The organism is Mesorhizobium sp. (assembly GCF_004963255.1).
In the GTDB taxonomy this organism is placed as follows: Bacteria; Pseudomonadota; Alphaproteobacteria; order Rhizobiales; family Rhizobiaceae; genus Mesorhizobium.
In genome coordinates, this window is record NZ_SUGA01000040.1 from 34,193 (window position 1) to 51,385 (window position 17,193).

The 17,193-nt window shown below is 64.5% G+C and carries 18 protein-coding genes; 14 read left to right on the top strand and 4 right to left on the bottom strand.

The genetic code is table 11. From position 1 onward, the window contains the following. Positions 1-77: 77 nt before the first annotated feature. From E5X34_RS27955 to E5X34_RS27970, 4 genes are read right to left on the bottom strand one after another with little or no spacing between them, the layout of a single operon-like run. Positions 78-1,118, bottom strand: coding sequence for a DUF3445 domain-containing protein (locus E5X34_RS27955; protein WP_292571620.1), 1,041 nt, complete (start codon positions 1,116-1,118; stop codon positions 78-80). Between the two features lie 9 nt (positions 1,119-1,127). Next, positions 1,128-2,093 (bottom strand): PDR/VanB family oxidoreductase, encoded by a 966-nt coding sequence (locus tag E5X34_RS27960; protein WP_292571623.1) that lies wholly within the window; start codon positions 2,091-2,093, stop codon positions 1,128-1,130. Next, the gene (locus tag E5X34_RS27965; RefSeq protein ID WP_292571626.1) at positions 2,090-2,686 is read right to left on the bottom strand and encodes a dimethylamine monooxygenase subunit DmmA family protein; all 597 of its coding nucleotides are present in this window, start codon (positions 2,684-2,686) and stop codon (positions 2,090-2,092) included. The genes E5X34_RS27960 and E5X34_RS27965 overlap by 4 nt, the downstream gene beginning before the upstream one ends. 41 nt (positions 2,687-2,727) lie before the next feature. Next, a complete protein-coding gene (locus tag E5X34_RS27970; RefSeq protein ID WP_292571629.1) occupies positions 2,728-3,861 on the bottom strand; it encodes an aminomethyltransferase family protein in 1,134 nt (377 codons plus the stop codon). Between the two features lie 295 nt (positions 3,862-4,156). Here E5X34_RS27970 and E5X34_RS27975 point away from each other — a divergent pair, with 295 nt between their 5' ends. The 14 genes from E5X34_RS27975 to E5X34_RS28040 all read left to right on the top strand — a co-directional run bounded on the left by E5X34_RS27975 (position 4,157) and on the right by E5X34_RS28040 (position 17,072). Next, on the top strand, positions 4,157-4,444 hold the full coding sequence (locus E5X34_RS27975) for a hypothetical protein (protein ID WP_126062327.1): 288 nt from the start codon (positions 4,157-4,159) through the stop codon (positions 4,442-4,444). Between the two features lie 12 nt (positions 4,445-4,456). Beyond that, entirely contained in the window at positions 4,457-4,834 is a 378-nt protein-coding gene (locus E5X34_RS27980) for a hypothetical protein (protein ID WP_042645898.1), read from the top strand. Positions 4,835-4,850: 16 nt separating this feature from the next. Next, entirely contained in the window at positions 4,851-5,012 is a 162-nt protein-coding gene (locus E5X34_RS27985) for a hypothetical protein (RefSeq protein WP_042645899.1), read from the top strand. A 13-nt stretch (positions 5,013-5,025) separates the two neighbouring features. Continuing rightward, a complete protein-coding gene (locus E5X34_RS27990) occupies positions 5,026-6,432 on the top strand; it encodes an amino acid permease (protein WP_126078667.1) in 1,407 nt (468 codons plus the stop codon). A gap of 45 nt (positions 6,433-6,477) precedes the next feature. Continuing rightward, positions 6,478-7,167, top strand: coding sequence for a hypothetical protein (locus E5X34_RS27995; protein WP_292571632.1), 690 nt, complete (start codon positions 6,478-6,480; stop codon positions 7,165-7,167). Beyond that, on the top strand, positions 7,164-7,493 hold the full coding sequence (locus E5X34_RS28000; RefSeq protein ID WP_292571634.1) for a hypothetical protein: 330 nt from the start codon (positions 7,164-7,166) through the stop codon (positions 7,491-7,493). The genes E5X34_RS27995 and E5X34_RS28000 overlap by 4 nt, the downstream gene beginning before the upstream one ends. Positions 7,494-7,579: 86 nt before the next feature. Beyond that, entirely contained in the window at positions 7,580-8,476 is an 897-nt protein-coding gene (locus E5X34_RS28005) for a glutamine amidotransferase family protein (protein ID WP_127409650.1), read from the top strand. Between the two features lie 4 nt (positions 8,477-8,480). Then, positions 8,481-9,212, top strand: coding sequence for a GXGXG domain-containing protein (locus E5X34_RS28010; protein WP_292571636.1), 732 nt, complete (start codon positions 8,481-8,483; stop codon positions 9,210-9,212). 8 nt (positions 9,213-9,220) lie between these two features. Then, positions 9,221-10,549 carry an FMN-binding glutamate synthase family protein gene (locus E5X34_RS28015; protein ID WP_292571639.1) on the top strand — a complete coding sequence of 443 codons (1,329 nt, stop codon included), beginning with the start codon at positions 9,221-9,223 and terminating at the stop codon, positions 10,547-10,549. 35 nt (positions 10,550-10,584) lie between these two features. Next, positions 10,585-11,892, top strand: a complete 1,308-nt coding sequence (gene glnT / locus E5X34_RS28020) for a type III glutamate--ammonia ligase (protein ID WP_126062335.1) — start codon at positions 10,585-10,587, stop codon at positions 11,890-11,892. 38 nt (positions 11,893-11,930) lie between these two features. Beyond that, positions 11,931-13,184: a sarcosine oxidase subunit beta family protein gene (locus E5X34_RS28025; RefSeq protein ID WP_292571642.1), complete on the top strand. Its 1,254-nt coding sequence runs from the start codon at positions 11,931-11,933 to the stop codon at positions 13,182-13,184. Positions 13,185-13,199: 15 nt separating this feature from the next. Next, on the top strand, positions 13,200-13,475 hold the full coding sequence (locus E5X34_RS28030; RefSeq protein ID WP_292571645.1) for a sarcosine oxidase subunit delta: 276 nt from the start codon (positions 13,200-13,202) through the stop codon (positions 13,473-13,475). Beyond that, entirely contained in the window at positions 13,475-16,456 is a 2,982-nt protein-coding gene (locus E5X34_RS28035) for a sarcosine oxidase subunit alpha (protein ID WP_292571648.1), read from the top strand. Before E5X34_RS28030 ends, E5X34_RS28035 begins: the two co-directional genes overlap by 1 nt. After that, positions 16,449-17,072: a sarcosine oxidase subunit gamma family protein gene (locus E5X34_RS28040; protein ID WP_292571651.1), complete on the top strand. Its 624-nt coding sequence runs from the start codon at positions 16,449-16,451 to the stop codon at positions 17,070-17,072. The genes E5X34_RS28035 and E5X34_RS28040 overlap by 8 nt, the downstream gene beginning before the upstream one ends. Positions 17,073-17,193 lie beyond the last annotated feature (121 nt).

Genomic DNA, 17,193 nt, shown 5'->3' on the forward strand with positions numbered 1-17,193 from the left:
CGCCCTACGAAGGCCCCCTCTCCGTCCGCTTCGCGGACACCTCTCCCCCGCTTTGCGGAGGCGAGGAAGCCAAGTCTTCAGTCCGGCCCAAACCCCGGTGACGTCGGGCTGCCATCATCCAGCCTCGACAGCCACTCGACCAGCGTCGGCCGATACCGCGTCAAGCCTTTGTAAGTCGCGAGTTCTTCCGGCAGGTCGCGGATGACGCGGTGCAGGCGGCGGGCCCATTTCGGCTGGGTGACCAGTTCGTCCATCTTGATCAGGTAGCAGCGGATCGGGAAGACGATGGCGTTCGAGCGCGGCAGACGCCAGAAGCTCTGCAGCTCGACCCGCAGATGCACCTTCTGGCCGACGTTCTCGGGGGTGACGGTGGCGCGGTCCGGACCCCATTTATGATAATTCTCGGGACTGGTGTCGAGGCGCGGATTGATGGTCATCGTCCAGTTGAGGCGCCGCGCCGGCTTGCCCTGCTGGATGTTGGTGAGGAATTTCAGCGCGCGGGTGAAGATGCCCTTCTCATGCGCCAGCGGTACCGGCGCGTGCCATTCGAAGAAGTTCATGCCGATGTCGAAATCGAGCGACCAGTCGGCCTGGGTGGTGACCATGCCGGCATCCATCCACAGATTGCCGTCGCGCTGGTCGAGGATGCAGAAATCGCCCTGGCTCTGGCGGGTGATGTATTCCATCGGCCCATAGGGCAGCGTCGAGGTGTCGCCGAAGGTGAAGGTGTCGTCGATGCCGAGCGGCCGGTTGATCCAGCGCCAGCGGTCGCCATCGCGCTCCAGCGTGAAATGCTCGGGATAGCCGAGCGCCTGCTGCTCCATCAAAAGCTCGAGCAGGTCCCAGCCGGCCAGCGTCATATGTGGCAACGACTGGCAGCGCAGCGGATCTTCGGCCAGCACCAGCGCGCGGTCCTGCATCTCGGCGACATAGTGCTCGTCGACGTCGATCAGGTTTTCCAGCACTGAGCCTTTCGGCCCGACGACATGCGGCTCGATGTTGACGGTATACATGTAGGCGTCTTCGTTGAACGGGAACGGAAAGCGCCTGATGTGCTCCGGGCTGTTCCTGAAGGTGTAGTCGTCGCGGAAAGTTTCCTTGCGGAAGGTGATGCCCATTGACGCCTCCTATCTTTCCAGGACCAGCGACTTGCCCTCGAAACGCGAGACGCAAGGCATGATCTTGCAGCCGGAACGGTGGTCTTCCTCGCTCAGCCAGTGATCGTTGTGGATGAACTTGCCGTCGGAGGAGATCACGTTGGTCTCGCATTGGCCGCAGACGCCGCCGCGGCAGAGATAGGGCGGGTCGACGCCGGCCGCTTCCATGGCTTCCAGCAGGCTCTGCTGCTCGCCGACGCGGATCGTCTTGCCGCTGACGGCCAAGGTCACGTCGAACGGCGCGCCGGGCTGGGGTGCGGCGAAATGCTCGAAATGCACCGTCTCCGACGGCCAGCCGAGCGCCGCGGCGCGGTGGCGAACCCAGTTGATCATGCCGGCCGGGCCGCAGACGTAGAGATGCGTGCCGAGCGGCTGCGACGAGAGGAGCCGGTCGAGATCGATGCGCTGCTCGCGGTCATCGTGATAGAGGTGGACGCGGTTGCCGTAGCGCTGCTGCAAGACATCGGCGTAGGTGCCGAGCGAAGCGGTACGGCAGGTGTAGTGCAATTCGAAATTGCCGCCGGCCGCTGCCAGCTGCGAGGTCTGCGCCATGAAGGGCGTGATGCCGATGCCGCCAGCCAGCATCAGGTGCTTCTTCGCCCTGAGATCCAGCGAGAACAGATTGACCGGATAGCTGATCACCATTTCCAGGCCGGGCTTGACCTGCCGGTGCATGAATAGCGAGCCGCCGCGGCCGACATCGTCGCGGCGCACCGAGATCGTGTATTCGCGCGTGTCGAGCGGCGAGCCCATCAGCGAATAGGGGTTGAGCCTGGTGCGATCACTGTCGCGCATTTCGACCACGACATGGGCGCCGCCGGAAAAGGTCGGCAGCAGCCCGCCGTCGCGGCGGCGGAAATGGAAGCGGGTGACGAGGTCGTTGACGGGAACGACGTCGCTGACGACGACATCGAGCTTGGTGGTGCCGGTGCTCATGGGAAAGCCTCCTCCATCGGAGGAATCTCCGAGCGATCCTCGGCGTTGATGCACACGCCCTGGAAGGCGGCGAGGCGCCTCGAATAGTGATCGCGCACCAGAAGCAGCAGGCCGCAATGCGCGCAGAGCGCCGGCTGCGTCGTGACGTTCTCGGTGATGCCCTTGCAGTGCACGCATTGCATGCGGCGCGCCAGCGAGCCGCGATGCTCGGTCTGTATGGAGGTGTGGTCCATGCCGGCTTCGAGCGCCACCTGCATGGCTTGGCCGATCAGCCCCTCGGTGCCGGCAAGATAGAGGCGCAATCCCATATGCGCGTTGGTCAGCGTCTGCTTGAGACGCGGCAGGAGGCTGGCGAAAGACGGCGCGATGTGGAGTTGCGCCGGCCTCAATGCTTCAAGGGCGGCGATGTGCTTGCCCTCCGGGCCTGGAATGAAGTCGATTTCCGCGCCGTCGAAAAAGCCGGGCGGCGCCTTGCCGGCCATGTCGATGATCGCCAGCGCGCCTTCGGCATCGGCGACGAAGAGATGATGCTTGCCCGGCTGCGGAGAGAGCGTTCCGTAAATGGGCCGGCTGATGATCGTCTTGGCTGCCATTCGTCCTTCGTACCCTAAAACCCCTCCCCGTTGATGTTGCCTCAACCCTTGGCGGTGCGCTTGGTCTTCTTCGGGTCGTCGAACGGCAAGGGCTGCGCCGTCGCCTTGATCGAACCGCTCCTGTTGCGGATCTCGAGCTTGGTGTCCTTGACGGCGCAGTCGACGTCGAGACGAGCGATGCCCATCGATTTCTCGACCAGCGGCGAATACATGGCGCAGGTCACCACGCCCGCCTTCTTGCCGTCGCGATAAACCGGCGCGCCTTCGTCGGCCGGCTCCTTGCCGTCGAGCAGCACGCCATAGATCTTGAAACGTTCCTTGCCCTTCAGGCGATAGTGTTCCTCGGCGCCGCGGAAGCCGGTCTTGCCGGGGCTGACGGTGAAGTCGAGGCCGAGCTCCCACAGCGTGTCGCCGGGGCCTTCGTTCTCGAACGGATATTTCTGGGAATTGTCGTAGGGGTAGAAGAGCAGGTAGCTCTCGACGCGCAGCATGTCGAGCGTGGTGAAGCGGCACGGAATGATGCCGGCGCTCTTGCCCTCCTCCAGGATGCGGTCCCAGATCGTGCCGGCATCCTGGCCGCGGCAGAAGATCTCGTAACCGCGCTCGCCTGTGTAGCCGGTGCGCGAGATCATCACCGGGAATCCGAAGAGCTGCGTCTGCATGTGATGGAAGTAAGGAAGGTCGCGAATGCCGGGCACATGCTTGGCGAGATAATCGACGGCGGTCGGCCCCTGCAGCGAAAGGTCGTGCAGATTGTCGTCGAAGCGCAGCGAGACGTCGCGGCCCATGGCAGCGCGCTGCAGCTCCTCATGGCCGGTGCCGGAGCCATGCACCACCATCCACGAGTTCGGGCTGATGCGGTAGAGGATGCAGTCGTCGGTGAACTTCCCGGCCTCGTTCAGCATGCAGGCATAGGCCGACTTGCCGGGATAGATTTTTTCCACGTCGCGCGTGGTGGCGAGGTCGATCAGATGCGAGGCGTGCGGCCCGGTGATGTGGACCTTCTTCAGGCCGGAGACATCCATCAGCCCGGCCTTGGTGCGGATGGCGATATATTCCTCGTCGGCATCCTTGTCATAGGTCCAGGCGGTGCCCATGCCGCTCCAGTCCTCGAGTTTCGAGCCGAGCGCGCGATGGCGATCCGCCAGGGTCGAGAATCTCCAGGATGCCGTCATCCGATCGTCCTCCGTGCGATTAGGTCGCTTTAAGCGGTTGCTGTTCCCTGCTCCTGCTTGCTGGCGGAGCTTGCCTGAATATTGACCGCAAACGATGAGACCCTGCAATCCCCTTGAAGCAAATAATTTCATTGTCAGGCAAATTTCTTGCCCGTGGACAAACGCCTTACGAAGCGTAAATCCGGCTTGACAATTTCGAAGATCGGTCGGAATTTATGAAAAAAATTTCACTCTCTAGAAAGAGTGGACGCCCGGTCGATTTCGGGGCCGGACGTCGCCAGAAGGGGAAAAACCGATGTCCGACCTGCAGCAGCGCATCGAAGCGCTGTACCGTTCTGACGTGCGCGGATCCGTGCTCCTGATCGTATGCCTGTGGGCGACGATCCTCTTCGTCCTCCTGATGACCTGGGCCTACATCCCCGACAGCGGGATCAAGCTCGTGGTGGTGATCGCGGCTGCCGCGGTGCTGATCTTCAACACCGCCGCCATCCTCGCCATGCTCAACCACTACAAGGAAGACAAGGACTTCATCTACGGCCTCGATATCAAGAACGCCGACGCATTCCGCAACAGCAAGTCCTGAGGGGGAAAGACCATGTCCCGCTACATCCCGCCGGAACAGAGCAAGGCCGGCCAGATTTTCGACATCGCCGTCGTTGTGGTCGCCATCTTCGTGGCGCTGTGGCTGCCGCTGAAGCTCGGCCTCGCCGGCGCGGCGAAATCCATCGATCCCCTGGACGCCAAGACCTGGGACGCGCTTGGCCAGAATGCGACCATGGCGTCGATCTGGGAGAAGCTCGGCTATACGCCCGAGACCGCGCACGACATCATCCAGAACCGTTTCCACTACATCATCGACTGGCCGACGCTGATCATCATGGCGATCGTGCTGGTCGCCTATTTCGTCTTCCTGTTCCGCGCCTCCGATCGCGAGTATCGCGAGGTGATCAACGAAAAATTCGACGACAAATAATTCGGGGACAAGATCCATGTGGATGGCAATCAACTACGCCTGCTGGGGCATCTCGGTCTTGCTTGCGCTCTGGATGCTCTACGACTGGTTCAAGATCGACACGACCTATTCCGAGGACGTGCTGACTTCCTCGCGCGAAGGCGAGCTTGAAGCCGTTTCCGAGAAACACCGGATCTGAGTGGGGACTGACGATGACCGCTGCGGTTGAAACGGGACTGACGACGACGATCCACGGCGACAGGGTCTCGCTGCTTCGGGTGCTCGGCCCCGCCCATGTCTGGGCGCTCGGTGTCGGCATCGTGCTGGTCGGCGAGTTCACCGGCTGGAACTTCGCGGCAGACAAGGGCGGCGCGCTGGCCGCGCTGATCGTCTGCTGGATCGTCGGACTGCTCTACACCTCGGTCGCCATGATCGACTCGGAAGTGACGTCCACTGTCGCCGCCGCCGGCGGCCAGTACGCGCAGGCCAAGCACATTGTCGGACCGCTGATGGCCTTCAACGTCGCGCTGTTCCTGGTGTTCGCCTACACCATGCTCGAAGTGTCGGACGCCATCCTCCTCGGCGACACGATCGTCGCCAAGGCCGGCGTCGAAGGATTGACGCACAATTCCTTCATCGCCGCGACCATCGTCGTGCTCGCCTGGCTCAACTATCGCGGCGTGCTGATGACGCTCAACGTCAATTTCGTCATCACCGCTATCGCCTATGTCTCGATCGTCATCCTGTTCTTCTCCGTCAGCCCGTGGACGCAAGGCGCGGTGCTGAAGCTCAACGAGCTGGTCACGCCCGGCAACGCGCTGCCCTATGGCTGGATCGGCGTCATCGCCGCCTTCCAGTTCGGCATCTGGTACTACCTCGGCATCGAGGGCACCACGCAGGCGGCCGAGGAAGTGCGCTCGCCGGCGCGCTCCCTGCCCTACGGCACCATGGCCGGAATGATCACGCTTTTGATCGCGGCCGCCATGACCTGGTATGTCTGCGCCTCGCTGATGCCCTGGGAATATCTTGGCATCACCTATTATCCGCTGTGGGACGCCGGCAAGCTCACCGGCAGCCCGCTGCTGGAGAACCTTTTGTTCATCGCGACGCTGCTGGCGGCGCTGGCCTCGGCCAATGGCTGCATCAACGACGCGGCGCGCGCCTGGTTCTCGCTCGGCCGCGACCGTTACCTGCCGAGCTGGTTCTCGGCGGTGCATCCGAAATACCGCACGCCTTACCGCTCGATCCTGTTCCTGCTGCCGATCGCGCTCGCCTTCGCCTTCATCGCCGACCTCAACCAGGCGATCACCTTCTCGATCCTGTCGGGCGTGCTGCAATACACCTTCATGAGCATCAACATCATGATGTTCCGCAAGAAGTGGCCGCTGGGCTCGATCCGCCGCGGCTACACGCACCCCTTCCACCCGCTGCCGGCGATCGTGCTGTTCTGCCTGTGCATGGTGACATTCTTCGCCATCTTCCTCGGCTTCGGCTCGCAGCTGATCGCGATGACGGTGTTCTATTTCCTGATCTCGCTGTGGTTCCACTTCTATCGCTACAAGTTCGTGCGGCGCGGCGACCAGTTCTCCATGCCGTGGCCGAAACCGCAGGGTTATTGAGTGGAGTGAAGACCCGCCTTCGACGGCGGGCCGTGGCGTGTCGAAATGTCGGAACTGACGTCAATACTGCTTGCCGGGGCGATCGCATTGGCGGTCGCCGGCCATATTGCCTGGCTGGCGCGCGCCAGCCGCAACAGGGCGAAGGCGGCCCTGGCCACCGATACGGCGAGTGTCCGCGGCGTCGTTCCCGATGCCGCCGACATTTCCGACGGCACGGCCGGCATCGTCACCTGGGCCGGCACGTGGAACGGCCAGCGCGTTCAGCTGCGCACCATCGTCGACACGCTGGCGACGCGAAAGCTGCCGACTCGCTGGCTCGCCGTTTCGATCACCGAGCCGGTCGCCGTCCCGGGTGTCTTCGACATGATGATGCGGCCGAATTCGGCGACAACGTTCTCCAATTTCGACCATCTGCCGCACACGCTCCCGAAGGTGCTCGGCTTTCCCGCCGACGCGGTGCTCAAGACGGACCGCAGAGGCGTTGCCTTCCCGCAGGACCTGATCGCCGCGCATATCGACATCTTTGCCGAGGGGCGCGCCAAGGAATTGCTGATCACGCCGAACGGCGTGCGCATCGTCTGGCTGTTGGCCGAGGCCGAGCGCGCGCGTTATGGCGTGTTCCGGCAGGCCGCCTTCAGCGATGCCGGGCTCGACCAGGCCCTGATCGAAAGGCTGCTCGATGCCGCCTCCACGCTTCGCCATGCCATCAACCGGCGCGAAAGACAGGCCGCATGAGCGACGGAACCGCCACCCCTGCTCCCGTCAATCCCTATCTCGTCCTCGGCGCGGCGGTCATTTTACCGGCAAGCGGCCACGTCATGCTCGGCGTGCCGGCACGCGGCCTGCAGTTCCTGTTCTTCATGGTGATCCTTGGCTGGATAACGACCAAGCTGGCGCCGGCCGATGCCAGCTTCATCGGCCGCCATGCCGGCGCTTTCCTGATCTATGCCTTCTCGATCCTCGACGCCTACAAGATTGCGCGCATCCGCCATGCGATCTGGGTTCACAAGGCGCGCCCGGACGGCGATAGTGCCGAGGGCGATACGCCGTCCAACATGTAACCACAGGAAAATTTCTTTCATAGCAATTGAATTCGGCTCGCTCATTGAGTACATCATCTGGGAGCCAAAAAACGCCGGAGGCTGGCATGTGCGGAATCGTCGGACTTTTCTTGAAGGACAAGGCGCTGGAGCCGAAGCTCGGCGCCATGCTGTCGGAGATGCTGGTGTCGCTCAGCGACCGCGGGCCGGACAGCGCCGGCATCGCCATCTATGGCGCGGCCACCGGCAATGAAGCCAAGATCACCGTGCAGTCACCGAAGGCAGATCGCGATTTCCGCGGCCTCGACGCCGAACTCGCCAAGGCGATCGGCGCGCCGGTGAGCGTGGCGGTGAATTCGACGCACGCCGTCATCAGGACCACGCCGGACAAGGTCGATGCAGCGCGCGAGGCGCTGCAGACGCTAAGGCCCGACATCCGCATCATGGGGGCCGGCGAGGCAGTTGAAATCTACAAGGAGGTCGGCCTGCCGGAAACCGTCGTCGATCGCTTCCACGTGCGCTCCATGACCGGCACGCATGGCATCGGCCATACCCGCATGGCGACGGAATCGGCGGTCACCACGATGGGCGCGCATCCGTTCTCGACCGGCGCCGATCAGTGCCTGGTGCATAACGGCTCGCTCTCCAACCACAACAATGTGCGTCGCGAGCTGATCCGCGACGGCATGAAGTTCGAGACCGAGAACGACACCGAAGTTGCCGCCGCCTATCTCTCCAACCGGATGGCGCATGGCAAGAATCTGGGCGAGGCGCTCGAAGGCACGCTTTCCGACCTCGACGGCTTCTTCACCTTCGTCGTCGGCACCAAGAACGGCTTCGGCGTGGTGCGCGACCCGATCGCCTGCAAGCCGGCCGTGATGGCCGAGACCGACCAGTATGTCGCCTTCGGCTCGGAATATCGCGCGCTGACCAAGCTGCCCGGCATCGACAATGCGCGGGTCTGGGAGCCCGAGCCCGCAACCGTCTATTTCTGGGAGCATTGAGCCGATGCCGGCAACCCCAATGTCGAAGGCCGAGCGCGAGCAAGGCGATGCGAGGGTTTTCGACCTCTCGCTACATTCGCTGCGCGAATTGAACCAGGCGCTGCACAAGCTCACGCCCGGTTCGAACGAGACCGCATGGGAAGTGCTCAATCCGAAGGGCAGCCATTCGGTCGCCGTCGGCGTCGACCAGCCGGTCAGCATCGATGTGCGCGGCAGCGTCGGCTATTACTGCGCCGGCATGAATGACGGTGCCGCGATTACCGTGCATGGCTCAGCCGGGCCGGGCGTCGGCGAGAACATGATGTCGGGCTCGATCGTCATCAAGGGCGACGCCAGCCAGTATGCCGGCGCCACCGGCCGCGGCGGCCTGCTGGTCATCGAGGGCAACGCCTCGTCGCGTTGCGGCATCTCTATGAAGGGCATCGACATCGTCGTGCATGGCAATATCGGCCACATGTCGGCTTTCATGGCGCAGTCCGGCAACCTCGTGGTGCTGGGCGATGCCGGAGACGCGCTGGGCGATTCCATCTACGAGGCGCGGCTCTTCGTGCGCGGCAAGGTGGAGAGCCTCGGCGCCGACTGCATCGCCAAGGAGATGCGGCCCGAGCACATCGAATTGCTGCAGGGCCTGCTCGACAAGGCCGGCGTCACCGGCGTCAAGGCGTCGGAGTTCAAGCGCTACGGCTCGGCCCGCAAACTCTACAATTTCAACATCGACAACGCCGACGCGTATTGAGGACAGAAATGGCCTATCACAATCCTCCCACGACGCCGCGCAAATCCGCGACCTTCGACGACTACACGCTTTCCGAAATCCGCCGCGCGGCCGCGACCGGCATCTATGACATCCGCGGCGCCGGCGCCAAGCGCAAGCTGCCGCATTTCGACGATCTGTTGTTCCTCGGCGCCTCGATCTCGCGCTATCCGCTCGAGGGCTATCGCGAACGCTGCGACACCTCGGTGGTGCTCGGCTCGCGCCATGCCAAGAAGCCGGTCGAGCTCAAGATCCCGATCACCATCGCCGGCATGAGTTTTGGGTCGCTTTCCGGTCCCGCCAAGGAAGCCCTTGGCCGCGGCGCGACGATCGCCGGGACATCGACCACCACAGGCGACGGCGGCATGACCGAGGAAGAACGCGGCCACTCGAAGACGCTGGTCTATCAGTACCTGCCGTCGCGCTACGGCATGAACCCGCGCGACCTGCGCCGCGCCGACGCCATCGAAGTCGTCGTTGGCCAGGGCGCCAAGCCCGGCGGCGGCGGAATGCTGCTCGGGCAGAAGATTTCCGACCGCGTCGCGGAGATGCGCACGCTGCCCAAGGGCATCGACCAGCGCTCGGCCTCGCGCCATCCCGACTGGACCGGGCCGGACGATCTCGAGATCAAGATCCTCGAGCTGCGCGAGATCACCGACTGGGAAAAGCCGATCTACGTCAAGGTCGGCGGCGCTCGCCCCTACTACGACACGGCGCTCGCGGTGAAGGCTGGCGCCGATGTGGTCGTGATCGACGGGATGCAGGGCGGCACGGCCGCAACCCAGGAAGTGTTCATCGAGAATGTCGGCCAGCCGACGCTTGCCTGCATCAGGCCGGCCGTGCAGGCGCTGCAGGACCTCGGCATGCACCGCAAGGTGCAGCTCATCATCTCCGGCGGCATCCGCAACGGCGCCGATGTCGCCAAGGCGCTGGCGCTCGGCGTCGATGCGGTGTCGATTGGCACGGCGGCGCTCGTCGCGCTCGGCGACAACGATCCGCGGTGGGAGGCGGAGTACAATGCGCTGGGCACCACGGCGGGCGCCTATGACGACTGGCACGAGGGCCGCGACCCGGCCGGCATCACCACCCAGGATCCGGAGCTGATGAAGCGGGTCGATCCGATCGCAGCCGGACGACGCCTGGCGAATTACCTCAAGGTGATGACGCTGGAGGCGCAGACGATTGCTCGCGCCTGCGGCAAGAACAGCCTGCACAATCTGGAGCCCGAGGATCTCGTTGCGCTCACCATCGAATCCGCCGCCATGGCCGGCGTGCCTTTGGCCGGCACCAACTGGATACCGGGAAAGAACGGCTTCTAGGACAACTTCCAAGACCACATAAGCGAGGAACTATAATGGGGAACGATCTCGCCGCATTCGCCAAGGAGAACGGCGTCAAATATTTCATGATCTCCTACACCGACCTGTTCAGCGGGCAGCGTGCCAAGCTGGTGCCGGCGCAGGCGATCGCCGACATGCAGAAGGACGGCGCCGGCTTCGCCGGCTTCGCGACATGGCTCGACCTGACGCCGGCGCATCCGGACATGCTGGCCGTGCCGGACCCGGATTCGGTCATCCAGTTGCCGTGGAAGAAAGACGTCGCCTGGGTGGCGGCCACCTGCGTGATGGACGACAAGCTCGTCGACCAGGCGCCGCGCAACACGCTGAAGCGGGTGATCGACGAAGCCGCCCGCGACGGCATGCATGTCAAGACCGGCGTCGAGGCCGAGTTCTTCCTGATCTCGCCGGACGGCAAGGCGATCTCCGACGAATACGACACAGCGTCGAAGCCCTGCTACGACCAGCAGGCGGTGATGCGCCGCTACGACGTGATCGCCGAGATCTGCGACCATATGCTGGCGCTGGGCTGGGGCCCGTACCAGAACGACCACGAGGACGCCAACGGCCAGTTCGAGATGAACTGGACCTTCGACCACGCGCTGGCGACCGCCGACAAGCACTCCTTCTTCAAGTTCATGGTCAAGTCGATCGCCGAGAAGCACGGCCTGCGCGCGACGTTCATGCCCAAGCCCTTCCAGGGCCTGACCGGCAATGGCTGCCATGCGCATATCTCGGTGTGGGACGAGGCCGGCAAGACCAACGTCTTCGCCGATAATTCGGAGGAGCTCGGCCTCTCCGCCAAGGGCAGGAACTTCCTCGGCGGCATCATGAAGCATGCCTCGGCGCTTGCCGCGATCACCAATCCGACGGTGAATTCCTACAAGCGCATCAACGCGCCGCGCACCATTTCGGGCGCGACCTGGGCGCCTAATACCGTCACCTGGACCGGCAACAACCGCACCCACATGGTGCGCGTGCCTGGGCCTGGACGCTTCGAGCTGCGCCTGCCTGACGGCGCAGCCAACCCCTACCTCCTGCAGGCCGTGATCATCGCCGCCGGCCTCGACGGCATCCGCTCCAAGGCCGACCCCGGCAAGCGCTACGATATCGACATGTACCAGTTCGGCCATACCGTGACTGACGCGCCGAAACTGCCGCTCAACCTGCTCGACGCGCTGCGCGAGTTCGACAACGACAAATCGCTCAAGGCGGCGCTGGGTGAGGAATTTTCGTCGGCATATCTAAAGCTGAAGCAGCAGGAATGGAATTCCTATGCTTCGCACTTCACCCAGTGGGAGCGCGACCACACGCTGGATATCTAGCATCCAGCATTGCGGGTGAGCGGCCTCGGAATGACGCAATGAAATATTCGATCTTCTCGCTCGCCCGCGCCGCCCTCTCCGGCCACAAGAACTGGAGGCCTACGTGGCGCGATGCGGCGCCAAAGGATCGCTACGACGTGGTGATCATCGGCGGCGGCGGGCACGGGCTCGCCACCGCCTGGTTTCTCGCCAGCGAGTTCGGCATCCGCAACGTCGCTGTGCTCGAAAAGGGCTGGATCGGTTCCGGCAATGCCGGCCGCAACACCACGATCATCCGCTCCAATTACGGCCTGCCCGGCAATACCGGCTTCTACGAGCTTTCGATGAAGCTGTGGGAGCGGATGGAGCAGGACCTCAACTATAACGCGATGGTCAGCCAGCGCGGCGTGCTCAACCTCTATCACTCCGACGCGCAGCGCGACGCCTTCGCCCGGCGCGGCAACACGATGCGCATCAACGGCATCGATGCCGAGCTGCTCGACCAGGCGGCACTGCGCAAGATGCTGCCATTCCTGAATTTCGAGAATGCACGCTTCCCAATCCAGGGCGGGCTGCTGCAGCGCCGCGGCGGCACGGCGCGGCATGACGCGGTGGTCTGGGGCTATGCGCATGCGGCGAGCGCGCTCGGCGTCGACATCATTCAGAATTGCGAGGTCACCGGCTTCACGCGCGACGCCAACGGCAAGGTCACCGGCGTCGAGACGTCGCGCGGCAAGATCGGCGCTGGGAAAGTCGGCATGGCGGTGGCGGGTTCCTCGTCACGCGTCGCGGCTATGGCGGGGCTTCGCCTGCCGATCGAAAGCCATGTGCTGCAGGCCTTCGTCTCGGAGGCGATCAAACCGCTGCTTCCCAATGTCATGACCTTTGGCGCCGGACACTTCTATGTCAGCCAGTCGGACAAGGGCGGGCTGGTCTTCGGCGGCGACATTGACGGCTACAATTCCTATGCCCAGCGCGGCAACCTGCCGGTGATGGAAGATGTCTGCGAAGGCGGCATGGCGCTGATCCCGATGATCGGCCGCGTGCGGCTCTTACGCCAATGGGGCGGCATCATGGACATGTCGATGGACGGCACGCCGATCATCGACAAAAGCCCGGTCGACGGCCTCTACATCAATGCCGGCTGGTGCTATGGCGGCTTCAAGGCGACGCCGGGCTCGGGCTTCGTCTTCGCCCATCTCCTCGCCCGCGATCAATCGCACAAGGAAGCCGCGCTCTTCCGCCTCGACCGCTTCCAGCGTGGCGCCATGATCGACGAGAAGGGCCAGGGTGCCCAACCGAACCTGCACTGAGGCCGCCAGAAGACCATGCGTATCACCTGTCCCTTCTGCGGCGAACGCGAGCTCGGCGAGTTCACCTATCTCGGCGACGCCAAGCCACAGCGCCCCGCGGCCGACGCCGGCGAGGACGCCGTCTACAACTATGTCTATCTGCGCGACAACATCGCCGGCGTGATGAGCGAGCATTGGTACCATGGCGGCGGCTGCCGGGCATGGCTGAAGGTCACCCGCAACACGCTGACGCATGAGATTTCGGCGGTCGAGGCGGCTGCAGGCGCCGGCGCCGCCAAGGTTGGTGCGTGATGGCCGGCGATCAGGCAAACCGTCTCACATCCGGCGGCCTCATCGACCGCTCGACCGCGCTCAGCTTCCGTTTCGACGGCAAGAATTTTTTGGGCTTCAAGGGCGACACGCTGGCTTCCGCGCTGGTCGCCAACGGCGTCAAGCTGGTCGGCCGCTCGTTCAAATATCACCGCCCGCGCGGCATCCTGACCGCAGGGTCGGAAGAGCCCAACGCGCTGGTCGAATTGCGCAGCGGCGCCAGGCGCGAGCCGAACACCAAGGCGACGACGGCCGAGCTCTATGAAGGCCTCGAAGCCGCCAGCCAGAATCGCTGGCCGTCGCTCAATTTCGACGTCATGTCGGTCAACCAGTTGTTCTCGCCGATCTTCGTCGCCGGCTTCTACTACAAGACTTTCATGTGGCCGGCAAAATTTTGGGAAGCGATCTACGAGCCGGCGATCCGCCGCGCCGCCGGCCTCGGCCGCGCGGCGGGCGTTTCCGATCCCGACCACTATGACAAGGCATGGGCGCATTGCGACGTGGTGATCGCGGGTTCCGGGCCGGCCGGTCTGGCGGCTGCCCTTGCCGCCGGCCGTAGCGGCGCGCGCGTCATCCTGTGCGAGGAGGATTTCGTCGTTGGTGGGCGGCTGCTTGCCGATGGCGGCGCGATTGACGGGCTGCCCGCCGCCGAATGGGTTGCGCGCGCAGTTGCCGAACTGGCTGCGATGCCCGATGTGCGCATCATGACGCGCACATCCCTGTTCGGCGTCTATGACGGCGGCACCTATGGCGCGATCGAGCGCGTCAACGACCATCTGCCGGTGCCGCCGGAGCATCAGGTTCGGCAGCGGCTGTGGCGGATCGTGGCCAAGCGCTGCGTGGTCGCCGCCGGCGCGATCGAACGTCCCGTCGTCTTTGCCGGCAACGACACGCCCGGCGTGATGATGGCGTCGGCCATGCGCAGCTACATCAACCGCTACGCCGCCACGCCGGCGAGACGCATCGCGCTCTTCACCAACAATGAAGACGGCTGGCGCACGGCCGAGACGGCGATCGCGGCAGGGCTGCAGGTGGCGGCGGTGATCGACGCCCGGCCGGATGTGTCGCCGGCGCATCGCTCGCTGGCCAGCAAGGGCGGCTTCCCGGTGCTCCACGGCTCCGTCAGCGGCGTCGACGGCGGCAAGGGCGGAGTGCGCAAGATTTCCGTCTCGCTGACCGGCGGCGCGCGCGCCGAGGTCGAGGCCGACGGGCTCGCTGTCTCGGGCGGCTGGAACCCGGCGGTCGGCCTAACTTCCTATCATCGCGGCCGGCCGAAATGGCGCGACGACATCGCCGCCTTCGTGCCGGACGGCGCGCCGCCCGGCATGGTCGCCGCGGGCGCCGCCAACGGCGCCTTCGGTCTCGGCGCCTGCCTGCGCGAGGGGTTCGAAGCCGGCGCTGCCGCCGCACGCGATGTCGGACGCAGCGGCAATATCGGGTCGATGCCGGTCGCGGACGACGAGGCCTTCTCGATCACCCCGCTCTGGCATGTCGCCGGCAAGGGCAAGGCCTTCGTCGACCAGCAGCATGACGTCACGGCTTCGGATGTCGAGCTGGCGCAGCGCGAAGGTTTTCAATCGGTCGAGCACCTGAAGCGCTACACCACGCTCGGCATGGCGACCGACCAGGGCAAGACCTCGAATGTCGCCGGCCTCGCCATCATGGCGGCGGTCAGCGGCAAATCCATTCCCGAGACCGGCACGACAATCTACCGGCCGCCCTATGTGCCGGTCGCCATCGGCGCCTTCGCCGGCCATCACCGCGACGAGAATTTCCATGCGACGCGGCTGACGCCGTCGCATCACTGGGCGGCCGAACAGGGTGCGGTGTTTGTCGACACTGGCCTGTGGAAACGGGCGCAGTGGTATCCCCGCGCCGGCGAGAAGGACTGGCTGGAATCGGTGACGCGCGAGGTCAAGGCGGTGCGCAACGGCGTTGGCTTCTGCGATGTCTCGACGCTCGGCAAGATCGACGTGCATGGTCCGGATGCCGGCGCCTTCCTCGACCGCGTCTACATCAACGCCTTCTCCAGCCTCGCCGTCGGTAAGGCGCGCTACGGGCTGATGCTGCGCGAGGACGGCATTGTCTACGACGACGGCACCACCTCGCGCCTGGCCGAGGACCATTATTTCCTCACCACCACGACGGCCAAGGCCGGACTGGTGATGCAGCATCTGGAATTCTGCCGCCAAGTGCTGTTCCCCGAGCTCGATGTGCAGCTCACGTCGGTTTCCGATCAGTGGGCGCAGTTCTCGATCGCCGGGCCGAAGACCCGCGATCTCTTGAAGGAGGTCGTCGATCCGGCCGAGGACCTGTCGAACGAAGGTTTCCCGTTCATGGGCGCGCGCGAGGTCCAGCTGTGCGGCGGCCTGAAAGCGCGGCTGTTCCGCATTTCCTTCTCCGGCGAGATGGCGTTCGAGATTTCGGTGCCGGCACGCTATGGCGAAGCGATGGCGCGCAATTTGATGATTGCGGGCAAGCCATTCGGGGTGACGCCTTACGGCACAGAAGCGCTCGGCGTGATGCGCATCGAGAAGGGGCACGTCGCCGGGCCAGAGCTCAACGGCACGACCACGGCCGGCGATCTCGGCCTCGGCAAGATGATGTCGACCAAGAAGGATTTCATCGGCCGCGTCATGGCCGGCCGCGAGGCACTGGTCGCGCCCAACCGGCAGGTGGTCGTCGGCATCAAGCCGACCGACAAGGCGCGCCGACTGCGTTCCGGCGCGCATATCATTCCGAAGGGCGAGACCCCTGGCCCCGAGAACGACCAGGGCTATGTCACCTCGGTCTGCTTCTCGCCGATGCTCGACCAGTGGATCGGGCTCGGCCTTGTCGAGCGCGGCCGCGAGCGCATTGGTGAGATCGTGCGCGCGCATGATCCGCTGCGCTCAGAGGACTACGATGTCGAGCTCTGCAATTCCGTCTTCTACGATCCGGATGGAGGGCGCCAGCGTGGCTGAGTTTTCCTGGGACGTCCGCAGCCCGCTCCAGCGAGCACTGGTCGCCGGCGCTTACGGCGCGCAGGGCGACTCCGGCGTGGCGCTGACCGAGATCCGCAATTTCGACCTCGTCCAGGTGATGGCGCGGCGCGGCAAGGCCGACGAGACGGCGAAGGCCGCGCAGGCGCGCTTCGGCGTTGCCGCGCCGGAGACGCCTAAGGCGACCGGCACTGCCGATGCGACACTGATCTGGTCGGGACCGGATCAGTTCCTGGTGCTGTCCAAGGGTGGCAAGCATTCGATCGAGGCACTAGCCTCCGTCTTTGCCGGTTCGGCATCGCTGTCCGACCAGTCGCATGCGCGGGCGTTGATCAGCGTCTCCGGAGAGAAGGCGCGCGCGATGCTCGCCAAGCTGTCGTCGATCGATTTGCACCCCAGTGTATTTGGCGTAGGTGCGGCGGCGGCGACCTCGATGGATCATACGAGCGTCACGCTCTGGCGCGGTGGTGATCGCAACGGGCAGGCTGTTTTCAATCTGCTGGTGTTTGCAACCTTCGCCGAAAGCCTATGGCACACGATTCTGGATTCGGCTGCAGAGTACGGCGTGGCGGTCGGCCATTCGGAAGACTTGGCGTAGCGACGCGCGCCCTCTCCTTCTCTCCTTGTGGGAGAAGGTGTCGCCGAAGGCGACGGATGAGGGGGCTCCAGGGAACGCCAGCGTCTCACTCCGCTGGAACACCCCTCATCCGTCTCGGCGC